The organism is Streptomyces sp. 2-1, from assembly GCF_048564895.1.
Taxonomy (GTDB): domain Bacteria; phylum Actinomycetota; class Actinomycetes; order Streptomycetales; family Streptomycetaceae; genus Streptomyces; species Streptomyces phaeochromogenes.
Window position 1 is genome coordinate 5,795,878 of record NZ_CP183383.1, and the last position, 16,247, is coordinate 5,812,124.

Below are 16,247 nucleotides of genomic sequence, written 5' to 3' on the forward strand. Positions count from 1 at the left end.
CACCCCGGAAAAGTTATCCACAGGCTGTGCGAAAGATCTGTGGACATCGGAAGTGATCGTTCTCAAACCTGTGCGCAGGGCCAAGAATTCCCGGACCAAACCCTCCCTACACGCACTTTCGAGTGGAAATGGTTCGCTCTATGGGATTGGTCAACAGAAACGGGTGGACGAAGGGTGACTGATGGGGCTGTGGACGGACTTGTGGGCTGTAGGCCGATTTGTCGACTGAGTCGCGCTTCGTTGTCGACTTGTCCCCAGGTCGAGAAGCGCGCCTGTGGATAACTTCTGTGGACAGAGACAATCTGCAGGTAGGACTGGCCGGAACGGGCGGGGGGAGCCGCCGGCTCCGCCCAGGAAGCCGCCCGGAGGACGGTCGGTGGCTGCCGGGTTGCCAACGGGTTGCCGCCCCGCAGCCGTGAGAAAAGCCCGCTCGGAAACCGGCGCTGAGCGAACCCGCGCCAAGCGAACCCCACTCGGCAAGCCGCGCTAGGCGTCCCGCTCAGCAAGCCGTTTCTCAGCAAGCCGCGCCTCAGCAAGGCCCGCTCGGCAAGTCCTGCTCAGCGAACCCCGCTCGGCAGAGCCGCCCGGCAAGCCCCGCTCCGCGAACCCCGCCGCTGAGTAACCCGCTCACCAAAGCCCGCTCAGAACCGGCCGTCCTGGCAGCGTGCCAGCCAGTCCGAGGCCGCCGCGAACTCGCTCTCCGACGTACCGGCCCGCGGCGGGCGTACGTCCTTGGGGTCGACGTCGGCCTGCGGATAGGAACCGAGGAACCGCACCTGGGGACAGATCCGCTTGAGGCCCATCAGCGCCTCGCCGACACGGCGGTCCGCGATGTGGCCCTCGGCGTCGATGGCGAAGCAGTAGTTGCCGATGCCCTCGCCGGTCGGCCGGGACTGCAGCAGCATCAGGTTGACCCCGCGGACGGCGAACTCCTGGAGGAGTTCGAGCAGGGCACCGGGGTGGTCGTCGCGCTGCCAGATGACCACGGACGTCTTGTCCGCGCCGGTCGGCGCCGCGGGCCGGGCGGGCTTGCCCACCAGGACGAACCGGGTCTGCGCGTTCTCCGCGTCGTGGATCCCGGTCTCCAGGGCCACCAGGCCGTACCGCTCCGCAGCGAACTCGCCCGCGAAGGCCGCGTCGTAGCGCCCCTCCTGCACCAGGCGGGCGCCGTCCGCGTTGGAGGCCGCGGACTCCCAGATGACGTCCGGGAGGTTGTTCTTCATCCAGTTGCGGACCTGCGGCTGTGCGGCCGGGTGCGCGCTGACCGTCTTGATCTCCGAGAGCTTCGTGCCCGGGCGGACCAGCAGCGCGAAGGTGATCGAGAGAAGGACCTCGCGGTAGATCATCAGCGGTTCGCCGACGGCCAGTTCGTCGACCGTGGTGGTGATGCCGCCCTCGACGGAGTTCTCGATCGGTACGAACGCGGCCTCGGCCTCGCCGGCCCGGACCGCGTCGAGCGCGGCGGGCACGGACACCATCGGGATGAGCTGCCGGGTGGCCGACTCCGGAAGAGTCCGCAGAGCGACTTCGGTGAAGGTGCCCTCGGGGCCGAGATACGCGTAGCTGGCTGGCATGGCCTCACCCTAATGGGCCTTGCGCGGCCGGGCTCCCGCTTCCGGCCCCAGCCGTTCCGGCCGTTCCAGCCGTCCGGGCTGCCTCAGCGGCCTCGGTCGCCTCAGCCGTCCCAGCAGCCTCAGCGAGCGGAACTCACCCCTCCAGCAACTTCTGCCCCACGTACTCCCCCTCCGCCGCTCCGCCCGGCACCGCGAACAGACCGCTCGACTCGTGCCGGATGTACGTGGACAGCGCGTCACCGCGGTCGAGCTTGCGCTGCACCGGTACGAAGCCGCGCAGTGGGTCGGCCTGCCAGCAGACGAAGAGCAGCCCCGCGTCCGGGACGCCCTCGGCGTCGATGCCGTCGTGGAAGGAGAACGGCCTGCGGAGCATCGCGGCGCCGCCGTTCTCGTCGGGCCGGGTGATACGGGAATGGGCGTTGATGGGGACGACGAGCCCGCCGTCGGCGTCGGTCTTCTCCAGGTCCATCTCGGTCGTCTCGGTCCCGCCGGAGAGCGGTGCCCCGGTGGCCTTCCGCCGCCCGATCACGTCCTCCTGCGCCTTGACGGAGAGCTGCTCCCAGTCGTCGAGAAGCATGCGGATACGGCGTACGACGGCGTACGAGCCGCCCGCCATCCACGACGGATCGCCCGCGTCGGGCACGAAGATCCGCCGGTCGAAGTCGGACTCCGACGGCTTGGGATTGCGCGTGCCGTCGATCTGCCCCATCAGGTTGCGGGCCGTCATGGGCTGGGAAGTGGCTCCCGGCGTGCGGTTGAAGCCGTTCATCTGCCAGCGCACCTTGGCCGCCTGCCCCGCGTCCTTCTGGATCGCGCGCAGGGCATGGAAGGCGACGAGGGAGTCGTTCGAGCCGATCTGGACCCACAGGTCGCCGTTGCTGCGCGCCTTGTCCAGGTGGTCCGAGGAGAAGTCGGGCAGCGGGTCGAGGGCGATCGGCCGCTGCTTCTCCAGTCCCGTACGGGCGAAGAAGCTGTGGCCGAAGCCGAAGGTGACCGTGAGGGACGAGGGTCCGGCGTCGCGCGCCACGTCCGTGTCGGCGCTCGCGGACGCCTCGCCCGCCATCAGCCGCTGGGCCGTCGTCGACCAGCGCCGCAGCAGGGCGGATGCCTCCTTGCGGCCCGCGCCCGCCGCCAGATCGAAGGCGACCAGGTGGCCGCGGGCCTGTAGCGCGGTCGTGATGCCGGGCTGATGTTTCCCGTGAAACATCACCTCGTCCGCGCCGAGCGAGCTGAGGAGCGCGGTCCGGTCGGCGGAGGGCGCGGCGGCGTATCCGGCGGCCCCGCCCGCGGCGCCGAGCGCGAGCCCGGTGGCACCGGCGGTCCCGAGCAGGCGACGCCGCGAAATGACGCCCTTGGAGGGGGCCTTTTCGGAAACGGCCTCCCCAGGAAGGGCATTTTCGGAAGAGGCCCCTTTGGCAGCGGCTCCCTTGGGAGCGGCCTTCGGGGCAGCGGCCTTCTGGGAGACGCCTCCCTGACCGGGTGCCCCTTCGACGGGGGTACCCGGGGAGGACGTCTCCGGAGTGGACTGTTCAGCCATGGTGTCGTTCAGCCGATCTGCGCGTTCTTGTCCACGGTCACCTGGTCGATGTCGGAGGTCCGGACCGTCACCGCGATCGCCCAGTTGCCCGCCATCGGGATCTGTACCCCGCTCGCCGTCCAGTGTCCGGTGGCGATCCGGTCCGGTACCACGGGCAACGGCCCGATGTCCTTCGCCTTGAGGGTGAAGGAGACCTTGACCTCGGGGATGTCGAAGGCCTTGCCGTTCGGCCGCTGTACGTAGACGTGCATGTCGTTGCCGCCGACGCGGGCCGGGTCGATCTCGACACGCGCGAGGCCCTTGCCGTCCTTGCCGCCGGTGTCGAACGGGATGTCCACGGCCAGTGCCCCGGTGGCCTCCTGCGAGCTGGCGGCGGTGGCGGCCTCGGCCTCCTCCACCGTGCGCCCGGGCTCGGTGGACGTCAGCACCGTGGTGACGGCCAGCAGGACCACCGCGACGCCCGCCTCGGCGAGCACCGATCGGCGCAGGCCCGAGCGGAGCGGATCGGCGTCCCGCACGCGCTTCTCGCGCGCGGTGGCCACCGCGGCCCGCTGCCGGGCCAGTTGGGTGGCCCGCTTGCCGTCACCCCCGCCCGCGGGAGTGGTGGCCGGCTCCTTCTCGTCCCCGGTCTCGCGGTCCTCGTCCTCCGGCTTCTCCGAGGTCGCCGCAGTCGCGGAGGCCTTCGCCGAGGCCGCTGCGGAGGTCTTGGCCGAGGCCTTGGCAGGGGTCTTGGCCGAGGTCTTCGTGGTGGCCTTCACCGGCGTGGCCGCCGAGGTCTTCGCGGCCTTCACGGTCTTCGCGGCCGGCGCCTGCGACAGCCGCGCCGTCCAGCGCCGCGATATCCACGCGATACCGACGAGGACGACCACCAGGCCGATCTTGACGAGCAGCAGCTGCCCGTACGACGTCCCGGTGAACGCGGACCAGGAGCCGAGCTGTCGCCACGACTGGTAGATGCCCGTCGCGGCCAGCACGGCCACGCTGCCGAACGCGATGCGGGAGAAGCGGCGTACGGCGGCCGGCTCGATGGACGGCGCGCGGTAGAGCGCCACGAGCAGCGTCGACAGGCCGCCCAGCCACACGGCGACGGCGAGCAGGTGCAGCACGTCGACGGGCATCGAGATCCCGGTCTGGATACCGGTCGAGGCGTGCTCGGCCATGGCCCAGGTCGCGGCCAGACCCGCCGCCACGACGAACCCGCCGATGGCGAGCCCGAAGGTCAGATCGCCCTTCTCCTCGTCGTCCTCGCGCTTTTCGTACGCTCCGAAGAGCACGGCGATGAACAGGGCGCCCGCGGCGAGCAGCAGCAGGCGCGAGACCAGCGCCGCGCCCGTCTTGGTCTGCAGCACATCGCTGAGCAGGCTCAGGTCGAAGATGTCCCCGACCTTCCCGGAGCCGGTGTACGAGCCGCGCAGCAGCAGCATGGCGAGCGTGGCCCCGGTCAGCGCGAGCCACCCGGAGACGACCAGCCGCTGCACCGACCGCTCCCCGGTGCCCCGCTGCCAGCAGGCCAGCACGAAGGCCGCGCCGCCGACGAGCAGGATGAAGCCCGCGTACGAGAGATAGCGCGCGAAGCCGTAGAGCCCGCCCACCACTCCGCCGCCGGCCTCCTGGTCGGACACGGAGACGGAGGTCGTCGAGGGGGCCCCGATGGAGAAGGTGAAGGCGCCGGAGACGGGGTGGCTGTCCGCCGAAACCACCTGGTAGGTGACGGTGAACGTGCCGTCCGGCAGGCCCGAGTGCAGCTTCACGGAGTACGTGTTGGTGCCCTGCTCGCTGCTCTTTCCGGTGTCGACGCGCTTGCCCTTGGGGTCGAGCACGCGCACCGAGCCGTCGGACATCGCGACACCCTCGGAGAAGGTGAGCGACACCTGGGCCGGCGCCTCCTTGACCACCGATCCCTGCTGGGGGTCGCTCGCCGTCAGGGCGGCGTGCGCGGAGACGGGCGCGGACCCGGCGAGGAGCGCGCCGGTGACGGCGAGGAGCAGCAACAGCAGCGTCCGGACGCGGGGAGCGATGGTCTGGCTCACGGTTGGTCCCTCCCTCAGTGGTGAGACGTCGAGGACGACTGCATGGACGAGTGCATGGACGACTTGGTGGTCGTGGCCGGCCGGTAGGTGGGGGACTTCACCGGCATCTCGACCTTCATCGGCCCGGACTTGGTGAAGTGCAGCTCCAGGGACACCTTGTCGCCCTCCTTCGGCTTGCGCTTCAGCTTCTCGAACATGAGGTGGTTGCCGCCGCTCTCCAGGACGAGCTTCCCGTGACCGGGGACGTCGAGGTTCTTGACCTCGGTCATCGACTGCCCGGACGTCGTGTGGAGGGTGACCTCGCCGGCGATGTCGCTGGTGACGGAGGACAGCCTGTCGTCGGTCCCTCCGGCGTTGGCGACGACCAGGAAACCGGCCGCCATGGAGTCCGAGACCGGCTGCGGCATGTAGAGGGAACCGACGGACAGTTCGGGTTCCGAGGAGCCCGAGTCCGAGTCGCCGCAGCCCGCCAGGGCCAGGGCGGCGGCCACGACGAGGGCAGCCGCCGAGGCTCCCGTGGACGTGGACACCCTCCTGGCCGCCGTACGACGCGTCACGGCTTCTCGCCCTTGATCAGCTTGGGGAGGTCCTTGGTGTAGTCGTCGACGGTGGCGTCCTCGCCGTACAGCACGTAACCGCCGTCGGTCTTCGGGGAGAAGGCGATGACCTGGGTGCCGTGCATCGAGACGACCTTGCCGGTCTTGTCCTTCTTCGGCGCCTCGATGGAGATGCCGAGCGTCCGGGCACCGCCCTGGATCGTGGCGAAGGAGCCGGTCAGGCCGACGACGTCCGGGTCGATGCCCTTGAGCCACTTGCCGAGCGCGGCGGAGGTGTCCCGCTCCGGGTCGGTGGTGACGAACACGATGCGGAGCGAGTCCTTCTCGGCCTGCGTCACCTGCTTGTTCTGGGCCAGCTGCTTCTCGGCGACGGCGATGTTGTTCATCGTCAGCGGGCAGACGTCGGGGCAGTTGGTGTAGCCGAAGTAGATCAGCGTCGGCTTGCCCTTGGTCTCCTTGCGGAGGTCGTACTGCTTGCCGTGCGTGTCGGTGAGGACGAGGTCCGGCTTCTCGAACGGCTTGTCGAGGACCGTCGCGGCCTTGTCCGAGCCCGCCTCCTCGGAGACCTCGGCGACCGCGTTGTCGGCGTCGTCACCGCTGCCGCAGGCGGAAAGGGTCAGGGCGGCCGCGGCGAACAGCGCGGCAGCGGCGTACGTCTTCTTGCGCATAGTGCATTCTCCGGGGGGACGCCTCACCCGGTCGCCGCTGTGCGGCGGGCCGGACCCCCGGCCGGAAAACGGATTCGGCCGGGGATCCCGATGGGGCGTCCCTGGGTTTCGATGGGTGGGACTTGGCTTACGCGGTGGTACGCCGACGACCGGCGAGCACGCCGAACGCCACGCCCGCCACGCCGACGACGATGCCCACGACACCCAGTACACGGGCCGTGGTGTCGCTGCTGTCGGAGGAGGCGGCCTCGGTGGTCGAGGTGTTGGCGGCGGCCTTCGCGTCGTCGGCCTCCGCGGAGTCGTCGGAGGCGGCGGACGCGGAACCGTGGTGGTCGCCCTCGGCGGCGGACAGGGCGAGCACCGGAGCCGGCGTCTCGGGCTCCTCCGCACCCTTCGTCGGGGTCTCGATCCAGCGCACGACCTCCTTGTTGGAGTACGTCTGGATCGCCTTGAACACCAGCTCGTCGGTGTCCTCGGGCAGCGCACCGATGGAGAGCGGGAACTTCTGGAAGTAGCCGGGCTGGATGCCCTTGCCGTCGGCGGTCCAGGTGACCTTGGTGACGGCCTCGTTGATCTTCTCGCCGTGCAGTTCGAGCGGCTTGTCGAGCTTGGACTTGGTGACCTTGACGGTCCAGCCGTCGACGGCCTGCGGCATCACCGAGGCGAGCGGGTGGTCGGCCGGGAAGTTCACTTCGAGCTTGGTGGTCGAGGCCTTGTCGCGCTCGTTCGGCACCTTGAAGTTGACGGTCGCGTAGCCACCCTTGGCGGCCGTGCCCTCGGGCTGCACGCTGACGTGCGCGAACGCGGGGCCGGACAGGACGAGGACGGCGGAGGCGGCGACGGCGCCGGTCGCGGCGATACGGGAAGCCTTCATGGCAGGACACTCCACTTTCAGCACTGGTTCGGTGGCAGAACGGGGTTGCGCGTGCGAAAGAGCGGGCACGCGCGCGTGCCGCACGACGGCACCCCGGGAGTGATACGTCCAGAAGTGGTGCGTCGCGTCAGGCGGCGAGGGTGAGAACCCCGTGGGCCGGCGGACCGCGCCGGACGACCGAGTGCTGAAGAGCGGTCGCGGGCACGGCCGGTGGCACGTACTCCGTGGCCCGCGGTACGCGCGGCGCCTCGGGGGACGTGCCCGGGAGACCCGCCAGCAGGGCGCGTGCGAGCGCCAGGGCCCCGCGCAGGGAGACGAGCGCCCCTTCGGCCACTCCGTGTGCGGAGAGGCGCAGGAGGCGCCGCAGCGCGATGTCCCCGCGGCGCAGCAGCCATCCGGTGGCGGCGGCAGCGAGGACGTGGCCAAGGAACATGGACAGCGACGGCAGCGCCGACATCGGCGTTCCGGTGGCGGCCGACGCCATGGCGCCCGCCTGTTCGTGAGCCGCGTGAGCCGTCCCCGACCCGCCCGTTCCGCCCGTCCCGACCGTGTCCAGCCGGGCGTCGGCGAGGATCCGCTGCGCCTGGGCGGGGCTGAGCGTCGCGACGGACGCGCCGCACACCAGCCGGGCGGCCCGGGCCACGAGCGAGGCGTCCACGCCCGCGGACGCCGTCGCCGTCGTGCCGTGCTGGCCGAGTCCGAAGAGTGTGTGCAGTGCGGTCTGGCCGACCGCGAGCAGTACGGCGATGCCCGGCAGGGAGCGCTCACGCCCGGCGAGCGGTGCCGCGACGGCGAAGACGGCGAGGAATCCGGCGCCCAGCGACCACAGGGGAACCGTGGCGCAGGAGACGATCGCATGACCGGCCGCGGCCAACACGACACAGACCGCGGTGAACACCGCGGCCCTCAGGACCCGGAGATCACCTCCGGTGCACGCGCGCTGGTGGGGGGCAGTCATGGCGGGCTCATCATCGCACTGGCCTCACCGGCTCCACACGGCAGGTCCGCAAGGTGACGTACGTTCCGGAAGGTCACGTTCTGACACCGGTAGTACGCACATACACCGGCGGATGGCGCCGGCACATCCCCCGAATGGGCGGCATCACGTCAACGGCACGCTTACACCGGGCCCTGTGCGGCAATACGTATCGGTATGTCGAGCCGCGGCCAGGAGGCTGGAGCATGAGCATCTGGTGGTCCCTCCATCTCCGGCGTGAAGCGGCGAGCGTGCCGCTCGCCAGGCGCCTGCTGCTCGGCACGATGGAGTCGGCAGGGGTGGATCCCGACATCTCCTACGACCTCTCCGTCGCGCTGAGCGAGGCCTGCGCCAACGCCGTCGAGCACGGTGGCGAGTCCGTCCATGGGGAGTCCGGTGAGGCCTACCGGGTCACGGCCTACCTGGACGGCGAGACGTGCCGTATCGAAGTGGCCGACTCCGGACCCGGGTTCCCCTCGGGACGGGGACGCGCCCCGGTCCGCCCCGCCCACAGCGACGCCGAGAACGGCCGGGGCCTCTGTCTGATCCAGGAACTCGCCGACCACGTCCACATCGGCAACGAGCCGGGCCGGGGCGGCGCGGTGGTCAGCTTCGACAAGATGCTCAAGTGGCGCGAGGACGCACCGCTGGTGGCGACGTAAAGGGTCTCCCGACGGGTCGCCCGGGGAGGGCGTTTTCCTGATCGCCCTCCAGGAGAGGTGTTTTCCCGCCGACTTCGGCCTCTCCGGCATTTCTCAGGGTCCTCACAGCCGACCCCCATGTCCCTGACGGACGGCGTCCCTAGCTTTCCCGGCATGACGGGAACACACAAAGCCACGACCATCACCCGGCGCCGCGCGATCGCGGTCACCGGCGGCACGGTCGCGGGCGGCGGCAGCGGCGGTGGCGACGGTACGCCCCCGAGCGGCGCGCCGCTCTGCGATGCCCCCAGAGATGCCCCGAGCGTGTCGGCGTCCTCCACCGACGCCTCCTCGTAAGCGTTTACGTCGATGAGAGGCCGTGATGTTTCGATGAGCAGCCGTGCGGACGAGACGCTGGCCCACGCCGCCGTGACCGCGCTGACCGGGCACCTGGCGCTGGCCCCCAAGCCCGGACTGCCCGACCCGCGTGACCTCGCCGCCCGTGCGACCGGCGAGGACCACTGTTCCCTGCGCTGGTCGGCCAAGGCGCTGGCCCCCGGCCTCGCGGCCATGGCGGCGGCGGCCCGCCGCACCGGCGCGGCGACGCCGGAACTGAGGGCGGAGCTCGGCGCGATCGGGCGCTCAACCGAGCACTCGGTGGCCCTGGCGGGCGGTGGCCACCGCGGAGCCCTGTGGGTGCTCGGCCTGCTGGTCGCCGCGGCGGCCCTGGAACCCCGCGCCACCGGGCGCGACCTGGCCGCGACCGCCAAGCGGATCGCCGCGCACCCCGACCGGCGGGCGCCGCGCAGGCCTTCCCGCGGCTCGTCGGTCTCCGCGCAGTACGGCGCGGCCGGAGCGAGGGGCGAGGCCAGAGCCGGATTCCCGCACGTACGGAGGGCGTTGGATGCCCTGGCCACGGCCCGCTCGGCCGGCGTCCCCGAGCCGTACGCCCGGCTCGACGCCCTGATGACCGTGATGTCGACGCTCCAGGACACGGAGTTGCTCTACACGGTCGGCCCGCACGGCCTGCGGCACGTCCAGGCGGGCGCCCGCGGGGTCCTGGCAGCGGGCAGTACGTCCGCCGAGGCGGGCCGCGCGGCGCTTGCCGCCTTCGACGACGACCTCCACGCGCGCGCGTGGAGCCCCCGCGGAAGCAGCGGACTGCTCGCGGGGGCCCTGTTCGTGGACTCGCTGCCGCTGACGGTCAGTTCACCGGTACTGGCCGCCTGACCACCGGTGCGGCGGCGGACCGGCTGTCCGTCGCCCACCGCACGGCAGGACCCATCGCGTACGAGGCCGCCAGCATCAGGCCCCCCAGGAGCAGCCACCCGGGCGTCCCCCACCCCACGAGCAGCGACGTCAGCACCAGTGGCCCCGCGGTCCGCGCCACCGTCACGCCCGTACCGAAGAAGCCCTGGTACTCGCCCACCCGGTCGGCGGGGGCGAGGTCGAACGACAGCTGCCAGGAACCCGCCGACTGCTGCATCTCGGCGACGACCTGGAGCACCGCGCCGGCCGTCAGCACGCCCACCGCCACCCAGGGCGAAACCCCCGCCGACAGCGCGAACACCGCGCACGACGCCAGCATCACGAGCCCCGAGCGCCGCACCGCGCGCGTGGCCGACACCGGCCCCCGCACCCCGCGTGCCATCCGTACCTGGAAGAGCATCACCGCACCGGTGTTGAGCACGAACAGCGCGGACACCAGCCAGGTCGGCGCCTCGGTCCGCTCGGAGATCCACAGCGGGATGCCCAGGCTCAGCAGCGGCATCCGCAGCAACAGCACGGTGTTGAGCAGCGTCACCAGGGCGTACGGGCGGTCGCGCAGCACCCCGAGGGCGTCGCCGCGTCCCTTTTCGTCGGCCACGCGCGCGTGCACCGGCTTCACGACGGGCAGCCGCAGCAGCACCGCCGCGCACAGCAGGAAGCTCACCGCGTCCAGCGCGAACACCCCGAGGTAGGCCTCTCGCGTTCCCATGTGCAGCGCGAGTCCGCCGAGCCCCGCCCCCACCGCGAGACCGGCGTTGAGCGTCGACTGGAGGTGCGCCAGCAGCCCTGTCCGCTCCTCCCGGGACACCAGCCCTGCCAGCAGCGCCTGCCGGGCCGCCGCCAGCCCCGACTGCGCCGAGGCGTACACGCACGCCGCGAGCACGAACGGCACGAAGCCGCGTACGACGAGGAAGGACGCCACCGCGACACTCGTCGCGAGCGCCAGCAGCACCGCCGTGCCGCGCGGCCCACGCCGGTCGGCGAGCCGCCCAAGGGGCACGCCCACCAGCGAACCGACCGCCCACGCGACCGTGAGTCCGAGCCCCACGCGCGCGGGGGCGAGCCCGACGACATGGGTGAAGTAGAGGGCGGACGTGACGTAGTAGGCGCCGTCCCCGACGGAGTTGCTCAACTGCGCCAGGGCCAGAACACGCTGCGGACCCGCGGGCGGGATCACGCGGCTCGTCTTCGCGGGGGCTCCGGCGGGTGCGACTCGGTTCGTCATGACTACGACGCTACGGGCGCAATGGAGCCCTAAACAGGCCCAATAGTCGTGTGCTTTCCTGGCCCAATTAGGCCGGCTCCCGAGCCGTCGCCCAGCGCGCCCGGCTCCGGCCCTCAGACCCCCTCCAGCACCCGCCCCAACACCTCCAACGCCTCCGGATAGATCCGCTCCCGAGGCGTGCCGTACCCGACCACGAGCCCTTGCGGCCGTCCGGCGTCCGCCGTGTGCCAGTGCTCCCCGAGGTGTCCCACCGCGAGCCCTTCCTCCGCGGCCCGCGCCAGCACCGCGGCCTCGTCGCTCACGTCGATCAGCGCGTGCAGCCCCGCCGCGATGCCCCGTACCCCGCGCCGCGTCCCCACCCGTTCCAGCAACTGGTCCCGTCGCCGCCGGTACCGCAGGCGGCACGCGCGTACGTGCCGGTCGTAGGCGTGGCTGGTGATCATTTCGGCGAGGGCAAGCTGGCCGATGGACTCCGTGTGGTGGTCGGTGTGCAGCTTGGCGTCGGCGATCGCGTCCACCAGGTGCGGCGGCAGCACCATCCAGCCGAGCCGCAGCGCCGGCCCGAGCGTCTTGGACGCCGTCCCCAGGTAGGCGACATGGCCGGGTGCCATCCCCTGGAGGGCGCCCACGGGCTGACGGTCGTAGCGGAACTCCCCGTCGTAGTCGTCCTCGACGATCAGCCCTCCACGCGCGCGTGCCCAGTCGGTGAGGGCCCGCCGGCGCTCCGGGTGCAGCGTCACCCCGGTCGGGTACTGGTGCGCGGGCGTGAGGACGACGGCCGCCGCGTCGTCCAACCCCCGTACCGAAGCACCCCGTTCGTCGACCTCCACAGGGACCACGGTTCCGCCGTTGTGCCGCACCACGTCCCGGTGGAAGGGGAGGCCGGGGTCCTCCATGGCGATCACACCGGCGTCCAGCACGCGGGTGAGGAGCGCGAGCCCCTGCACGTACCCGGAGGTGACGACGATCCGCTCGGGCGGCGCGATCACCCCGCGCGCCCGCCCCAGGTACCCCGACAACGCCGTCCGCAGCTCGATCCGGCCGCGCGGGTCCCCGTAGTCGTAGGCCGGGGAGGGCGCGCTCGCGATGGCCCGGCGCAGCGCGCGCAGCCAGGCCGCCGCCGGGAACGCACCGACGTCGGGGCTGCCGGGCCGCAGATCGAAACGGGGTGCCCGCGCGCGCGTGGTTGCCTCCGGCGCGTCCGCGGCCGGGGAAGGCAGCGGGGCGACCTGTGTGCCGGACCCCTGCCGCGCGGTCAGATACCCCTCGGCGATCAGCTGGTCGTACGCCGACTTGGCCGTCCCGCGCGAGATCCCGAGCTCGGCCGCGAGCCGGCGCGTCGCGGGCAACCGTGTCCCGGGCGCCAGCCGCCCTTCCCGTACGGCATCGCGCAACGCCCGTTCGAGCCCGGCCCGGCGCCCGTCCGCGGCGTCGGGTTCGAGGTGCAGATCCACACCGACGCCGGACCAGAACGCGTCCACAGGCAAGTCCCCCTCGGTGAAACGCGTCCCTTCTCCAGGGGCGCGGGGCCGTGACATCGTGCGGCTGCGCCGCGGGGCCCGAGCGACCACCGGCCGCCGGAGCGCGACCGGCCACCGACCGTGCGCAGACGTATGGCCGGGCACCACACTGGTACCCGGCCATTCATGTCATGTCAGCCCATGTCGTGTCAGCCCTTGAGGGACGCCATCCACGCCTCGACCTCGTCCGACCGGCGAGGCAGCCCGGCGGACAGGTTCCGGTTCCCGTTCTCCGTGACGAGGATGTCGTCCTCGATGCGGACGCCGATGCCCCGGTACTCCTCGGGCACGGTCAGGTCGTCCGCCTGGAAGTACAGCCCCGGCTCGACGGTCAGGCACATGCCCGGCTCCAGCGTGCCGTCCACGTACGTCTCCGTCCGCGCGGCCGCGCAGTCGTGGACGTCCATGCCGAGCATGTGACCGGTGCCGTGCAGCGTCCAGCGACGCTGCAGCCCCAGCTCCAGAACGCGCTCCACGGGGCCCTCGACGAGCCCCCACTCGACCAGCTTCCGGGCCAGCACGCGCTGCGAGGCGTCGTGGAAGTCGCGGTACTTGCCGCCCGGCTGCACGGCCGCGATACCGGCCTCCTGGGCCTCGTACACGGCGTCGTAGACCTTCTTCTGGATCTCGCTGTACGTGCCGTTGATCGGCAGCGTGCGCGTGACGTCGGCGGTGTAGAGCGTGTGGGTCTCCACACCCGCGTCGAGCAGGAGCAGGTCGCCGGAGCGGACGGGGCCGTCGTTGCGCACCCAGTGCAGCGTGCACGCGTGCGGCCCGGCGGCGCAGATGGAGCCGTAACCGACGTCGTTGCCCTCGACCCGCGCGCGCAGGAAGAACGTGCCCTCGATGTAGCGCTCGGACGTGGCCTCCGCCTTGTCGAGGACCTTCACCACGTCCTCGAAACCGCGGACCGTCGAGTCGACGGCCTTCTGCAGCTCGCCGGCCTCGAACTCGTCCTTGACCAGCCGCGCCTCGGAAAGGAAGACGCGCAGCTCCTCGTCGCGCTCGGCGGTCACCTTGTCGGTGAGAGCAGCCTCGACGCCGGCGTCGTAGCCGCGCACGACCCGCACCGGGCCGGTCGCCTCGCGCAGCGCGTCGGCGATCTCGCGGACATCGGAGGCCGGGATGCCGTACAGCTGCTCGGCCTCGGTCAGGGAGTGGCGGCGGCCGACCCACAGCTCGCCCTGGCCGGAGAGCCAGAACTCGCCGTTCTCGCGGTCGGAGCGCGGCAGCAGGTAGATCGTGGCCTTGTGGCCGCCCGACGTCGGCTCCAGGACCAGGACGCCGTCCTCGGTCAGGTTGCCGGTCAGGTACGCGTACTCGACCGAGGCACGGAAGGGGTACTCCGTGTCGTTCGAGCGGGTCTTCAGGTTGCCCGCCGGGATCACCAGGCGCTCGCCCGGGAAGCGCGCGGAGAGCGCGGCACGGCGGGCGGCGGTGTACGCGGCCTGCGGGATCGGCTCCAGGCCGTGCAGCTCGGTGTCGGCCCAGCCGGACTTCATGCTCTCGGCCAGCTCGTCGGACACGCCCGGGTACAGGCCGTTCTTGCGCTGCTTGAGCGGCTTCTCTTCATCCGCCTGGTCGGCGTCATCGTCAAGCACAGCTTCCGGGGTCTCCGGGTTGAGCGCCTCCGACACGGTCTGCCTCCTCGATACGACTCTGGACGCCCTCCATCGTACGGTCGTACGGAAGGACGCCCAGGGCCGGAAGACCTGTTCACGAGGGGCTCGCCCGAAGGGGCGCGACACTCACTCGAAGCGTGCCGCCAGGAGCACCACGTCCTCGTCGCTGTCGGCGACGTCGAGTCCGTCCGGCAGCACACTCCGAAGGACGTGATCGGCGACCGCGCCCGGGTCGGCGCGCAGCGCCCTGGGCACGGACGCGGCGGCCGCGTGCAGCCGCGAGAAGGCACGGTCCATCGGGTCGCCGGTGCGGTGCAGCAGCCCGTCCGTGTAGAGCAGAACCGTCTCTCCGGCCTCGGCCTGGAACTCCACGCTCGGCGCCTCCCAGCAGGCGAGCATCCCCAGGGGCGCCGACAGGGACGTCTCCACGTACTCCGTGCGCCGCTCGCCGATCACCAGCGGCGGGCTGTGCCCGGCCCCGGCGAGCGTGATCTTGCGCAACGCGGGCTCGCAGTACGCGAACAGGGCGGTGGCGGAACGGGCGGGCTCGGTCAGCCGCAGCAGCAGTTCGAGGTCGGACAGGACGGCGACCGGGTCCTCGCCCTCCATCACCGCGTACGCCCGCAGAGAGGCCCTCAGCCGGCCCATCGCGGCGACCGCGCTGGGCCCCGACCCGGTGACGGACCCGACCGCGAGGCCGAGCGCGGCGTCGGGCAGCGGCAGCGCGTCGTACCAGTCGCCGCCGCCGCGCGGACCCGTGCGGTGCCGGGCGGCGAGCTGGACGCCGGAGACCCGGGGCAGCCGCGAGGGGAGCAGCTCCTCGGAGATGGTCGCCATGCACGCGCGCGTGCGGTCCAGTTCCACCAGCCGGGCCAGGTGCTCGGCCGCGTAGCGCGCGTACAGGCCCACCAGGTGCCGCTGGCGCTCGACGGGCTCGGCGGGTTCGTCGTACAGCCAAACGGCCGCGCCCAGCCGGCCCGCATCCTCCGTGGACAGCGGGAGCGCGTAGCTCGCGGCGTAGCCGAGGCGGGCGGCGACCTCGCGGTGGCGCGGGTCGAGGCCGTCCTCGGAGAGGAGGTCGGGCTGGGCGATCTCGCCCTCGCCCCCGGGGAGTCCGTCGAGGATCTTGCCGTACGACATGGCGCTGCGCGGGACGGTCTCGATGTGCCCGAGATCGGCGCGGGCCAACCCCAGGCCGATGGTGGTGTCGGGGCCGAGTCCGTCGCCCGGTTCCAGGACCACGAGGCCGCGCCGGGCGCCCACGAGGGCGGCTCCGGCGCGCAGCAGCTCCTGCAGCGCGTCCGGCAGTGCGGCGGTGCGCGCCAGGCGCTCGGTCAGTTCGTGCAGAGTGGTGAGATCAGAGACCCAACCTGCGAGTCTGTCCTGGAGAACGGCCCCGGGAGCGTGTGGAGAAGTGGTCGAGGAGGTACCCGGGGCGGCAGGCGCGGGCGCGACAGTGTGTGTGGGCGATGGAACCGTTGAATCGATTCCGGCCACTTTCGGGAGGTGAGGGGCGTTCATGGCGTCCGGCTTTCCGACCGGTGCGTATTGCTCAATAGCATCGCAAACCCCCATGTCATTCTGCGCCGCTAGCAGTGTCTCCACATGTACACGCACTCGTGAGGGGATGTCCAGCATTGTCCTGCCGGGATTCCTGGTGTCCGTGGGACCGTTGCGGAATTGCAAAGTTGGCTTAAAACTGACTCGAGTCTCGGCGTATTGAGGTCGACTGGCCTTGTTCGACGGAGCGTCAC

The 16,247-nt window shown here is 71.6% G+C and carries 14 protein-coding genes; 3 read left to right on the forward strand and 11 right to left on the reverse strand.

The window, feature by feature from the left end; all coding sequences use genetic code 11:
• Positions 1-641: 641 nt before the first annotated feature.
• The 7 genes from pheA to ACN20J_RS25530 all read right to left on the reverse strand — a co-directional run bounded on the left by pheA (position 642) and on the right by ACN20J_RS25530 (position 8,198).
• Positions 642-1,574, reverse strand: coding sequence for a prephenate dehydratase (pheA, locus tag ACN20J_RS25500; RefSeq protein ID WP_055613968.1), 933 nt, complete (start codon positions 1,572-1,574; stop codon positions 642-644).
• A gap of 133 nt (positions 1,575-1,707) precedes the next feature.
• The gene (gene efeB, locus ACN20J_RS25505) at positions 1,708-3,111 is read right to left on the reverse strand and encodes an iron uptake transporter deferrochelatase/peroxidase subunit (protein ID WP_419666876.1); all 1,404 of its coding nucleotides are present in this window, start codon (positions 3,109-3,111) and stop codon (positions 1,708-1,710) included.
• Between the two features lie 8 nt (positions 3,112-3,119).
• Positions 3,120-5,141, reverse strand: coding sequence for a copper resistance CopC/CopD family protein (locus ACN20J_RS25510; RefSeq protein ID WP_419666877.1), 2,022 nt, complete (start codon positions 5,139-5,141; stop codon positions 3,120-3,122).
• Positions 5,142-5,155: 14 nt separating this feature from the next.
• Entirely contained in the window at positions 5,156-5,698 is a 543-nt protein-coding gene (locus tag ACN20J_RS25515; RefSeq protein WP_419666878.1) for a copper chaperone PCu(A)C, read from the reverse strand.
• A complete protein-coding gene (locus ACN20J_RS25520) occupies positions 5,695-6,366 on the reverse strand; it encodes an SCO family protein (protein WP_189841584.1) in 672 nt (223 codons plus the stop codon). Before ACN20J_RS25520 ends, ACN20J_RS25515 begins: the two co-directional genes overlap by 4 nt.
• A 127-nt stretch (positions 6,367-6,493) precedes the next feature.
• Complete coding sequence (locus ACN20J_RS25525) at positions 6,494-7,240, reverse strand: YcnI family protein (RefSeq protein WP_189841585.1); 747 nt, start codon at positions 7,238-7,240, stop codon at positions 6,494-6,496.
• Between the two features lie 127 nt (positions 7,241-7,367).
• A complete protein-coding gene (locus ACN20J_RS25530) occupies positions 7,368-8,198 on the reverse strand; it encodes a hypothetical protein (protein ID WP_419666879.1) in 831 nt (276 codons plus the stop codon).
• 224 nt (positions 8,199-8,422) lie between these two features.
• On the opposite strand from ACN20J_RS25530, the gene ACN20J_RS25535 reads away from it, so the two are divergent.
• The 3 genes from ACN20J_RS25535 to ACN20J_RS25545 all read left to right on the forward strand — a co-directional run bounded on the left by ACN20J_RS25535 (position 8,423) and on the right by ACN20J_RS25545 (position 10,087).
• A complete protein-coding gene (locus ACN20J_RS25535; RefSeq protein WP_189841587.1) occupies positions 8,423-8,878 on the forward strand; it encodes an ATP-binding protein in 456 nt (151 codons plus the stop codon).
• A 153-nt stretch (positions 8,879-9,031) separates the two neighbouring features.
• Complete coding sequence (locus ACN20J_RS25540) at positions 9,032-9,214, forward strand: hypothetical protein (RefSeq protein ID WP_419666880.1); 183 nt, start codon at positions 9,032-9,034, stop codon at positions 9,212-9,214.
• A 33-nt stretch (positions 9,215-9,247) separates the two neighbouring features.
• On the forward strand, positions 9,248-10,087 hold the full coding sequence (locus ACN20J_RS25545; RefSeq protein ID WP_419666881.1) for a triphosphoribosyl-dephospho-CoA synthase: 840 nt from the start codon (positions 9,248-9,250) through the stop codon (positions 10,085-10,087).
• Here ACN20J_RS25545 and ACN20J_RS25550 read toward each other — a convergent pair.
• The 4 genes from ACN20J_RS25550 to ACN20J_RS25565 form a co-directional block, all read right to left on the reverse strand.
• On the reverse strand, positions 10,062-11,351 hold the full coding sequence (locus ACN20J_RS25550; protein WP_419666882.1) for an MFS transporter: 1,290 nt from the start codon (positions 11,349-11,351) through the stop codon (positions 10,062-10,064). The genes ACN20J_RS25545 and ACN20J_RS25550 overlap by 26 nt on opposite strands.
• Before the next feature lie 113 nt (positions 11,352-11,464).
• Positions 11,465-12,832, reverse strand: coding sequence for a PLP-dependent aminotransferase family protein (locus tag ACN20J_RS25555; protein WP_419666883.1), 1,368 nt, complete (start codon positions 12,830-12,832; stop codon positions 11,465-11,467).
• A gap of 188 nt (positions 12,833-13,020) precedes the next feature.
• Positions 13,021-14,508, reverse strand: a complete 1,488-nt coding sequence (locus ACN20J_RS25560) for an aminopeptidase P family protein (RefSeq protein ID WP_419666884.1) — start codon at positions 14,506-14,508, stop codon at positions 13,021-13,023.
• Positions 14,509-14,619: 111 nt separating this feature from the next.
• Positions 14,620-16,131, reverse strand: a complete 1,512-nt coding sequence (locus ACN20J_RS25565; protein ID WP_189841590.1) for a PP2C family protein-serine/threonine phosphatase — start codon at positions 16,129-16,131, stop codon at positions 14,620-14,622.
• Between the last annotated feature and the right edge of the window lie 116 nt (positions 16,132-16,247).

Bases quoted from the DNA above. Each gene is read 5' to 3' on its own strand.
- ACN20J_RS25545 (WP_419666881.1), top strand. From the start codon at position 9,248: ATGAGCAGCCGTGCGGACGAGACGCTGGCCCACGCCGCCGTGACCGCG.
- ACN20J_RS25550 (WP_419666882.1), bottom strand. From the start codon at position 11,351: ATGACGAACCGAGTCGCACCCGCCGGAGCCCCCGCGAAGACGAGCCGC.
- efeB (WP_419666876.1), bottom strand. From the start codon at position 3,111: ATGGCTGAACAGTCCACTCCGGAGACGTCCTCCCCGGGTACCCCCGTC.
- ACN20J_RS25530 (WP_419666879.1), bottom strand. From the start codon at position 8,198: ATGACTGCCCCCCACCAGCGCGCGTGCACCGGAGGTGATCTCCGGGTC.
- ACN20J_RS25540 (WP_419666880.1), top strand. From the start codon at position 9,032: ATGACGGGAACACACAAAGCCACGACCATCACCCGGCGCCGCGCGATC.
- ACN20J_RS25535 (WP_189841587.1), top strand. From the start codon at position 8,423: ATGAGCATCTGGTGGTCCCTCCATCTCCGGCGTGAAGCGGCGAGCGTG.
- ACN20J_RS25525 (WP_189841585.1), bottom strand. From the start codon at position 7,240: ATGAAGGCTTCCCGTATCGCCGCGACCGGCGCCGTCGCCGCCTCCGCC.
- ACN20J_RS25565 (WP_189841590.1), bottom strand. From the start codon at position 16,131: ATGCTGGACATCCCCTCACGAGTGCGTGTACATGTGGAGACACTGCTA.
- pheA (WP_055613968.1), bottom strand. From the start codon at position 1,574: ATGCCAGCCAGCTACGCGTATCTCGGCCCCGAGGGCACCTTCACCGAA.
- ACN20J_RS25520 (WP_189841584.1), bottom strand. From the start codon at position 6,366: ATGCGCAAGAAGACGTACGCCGCTGCCGCGCTGTTCGCCGCGGCCGCC.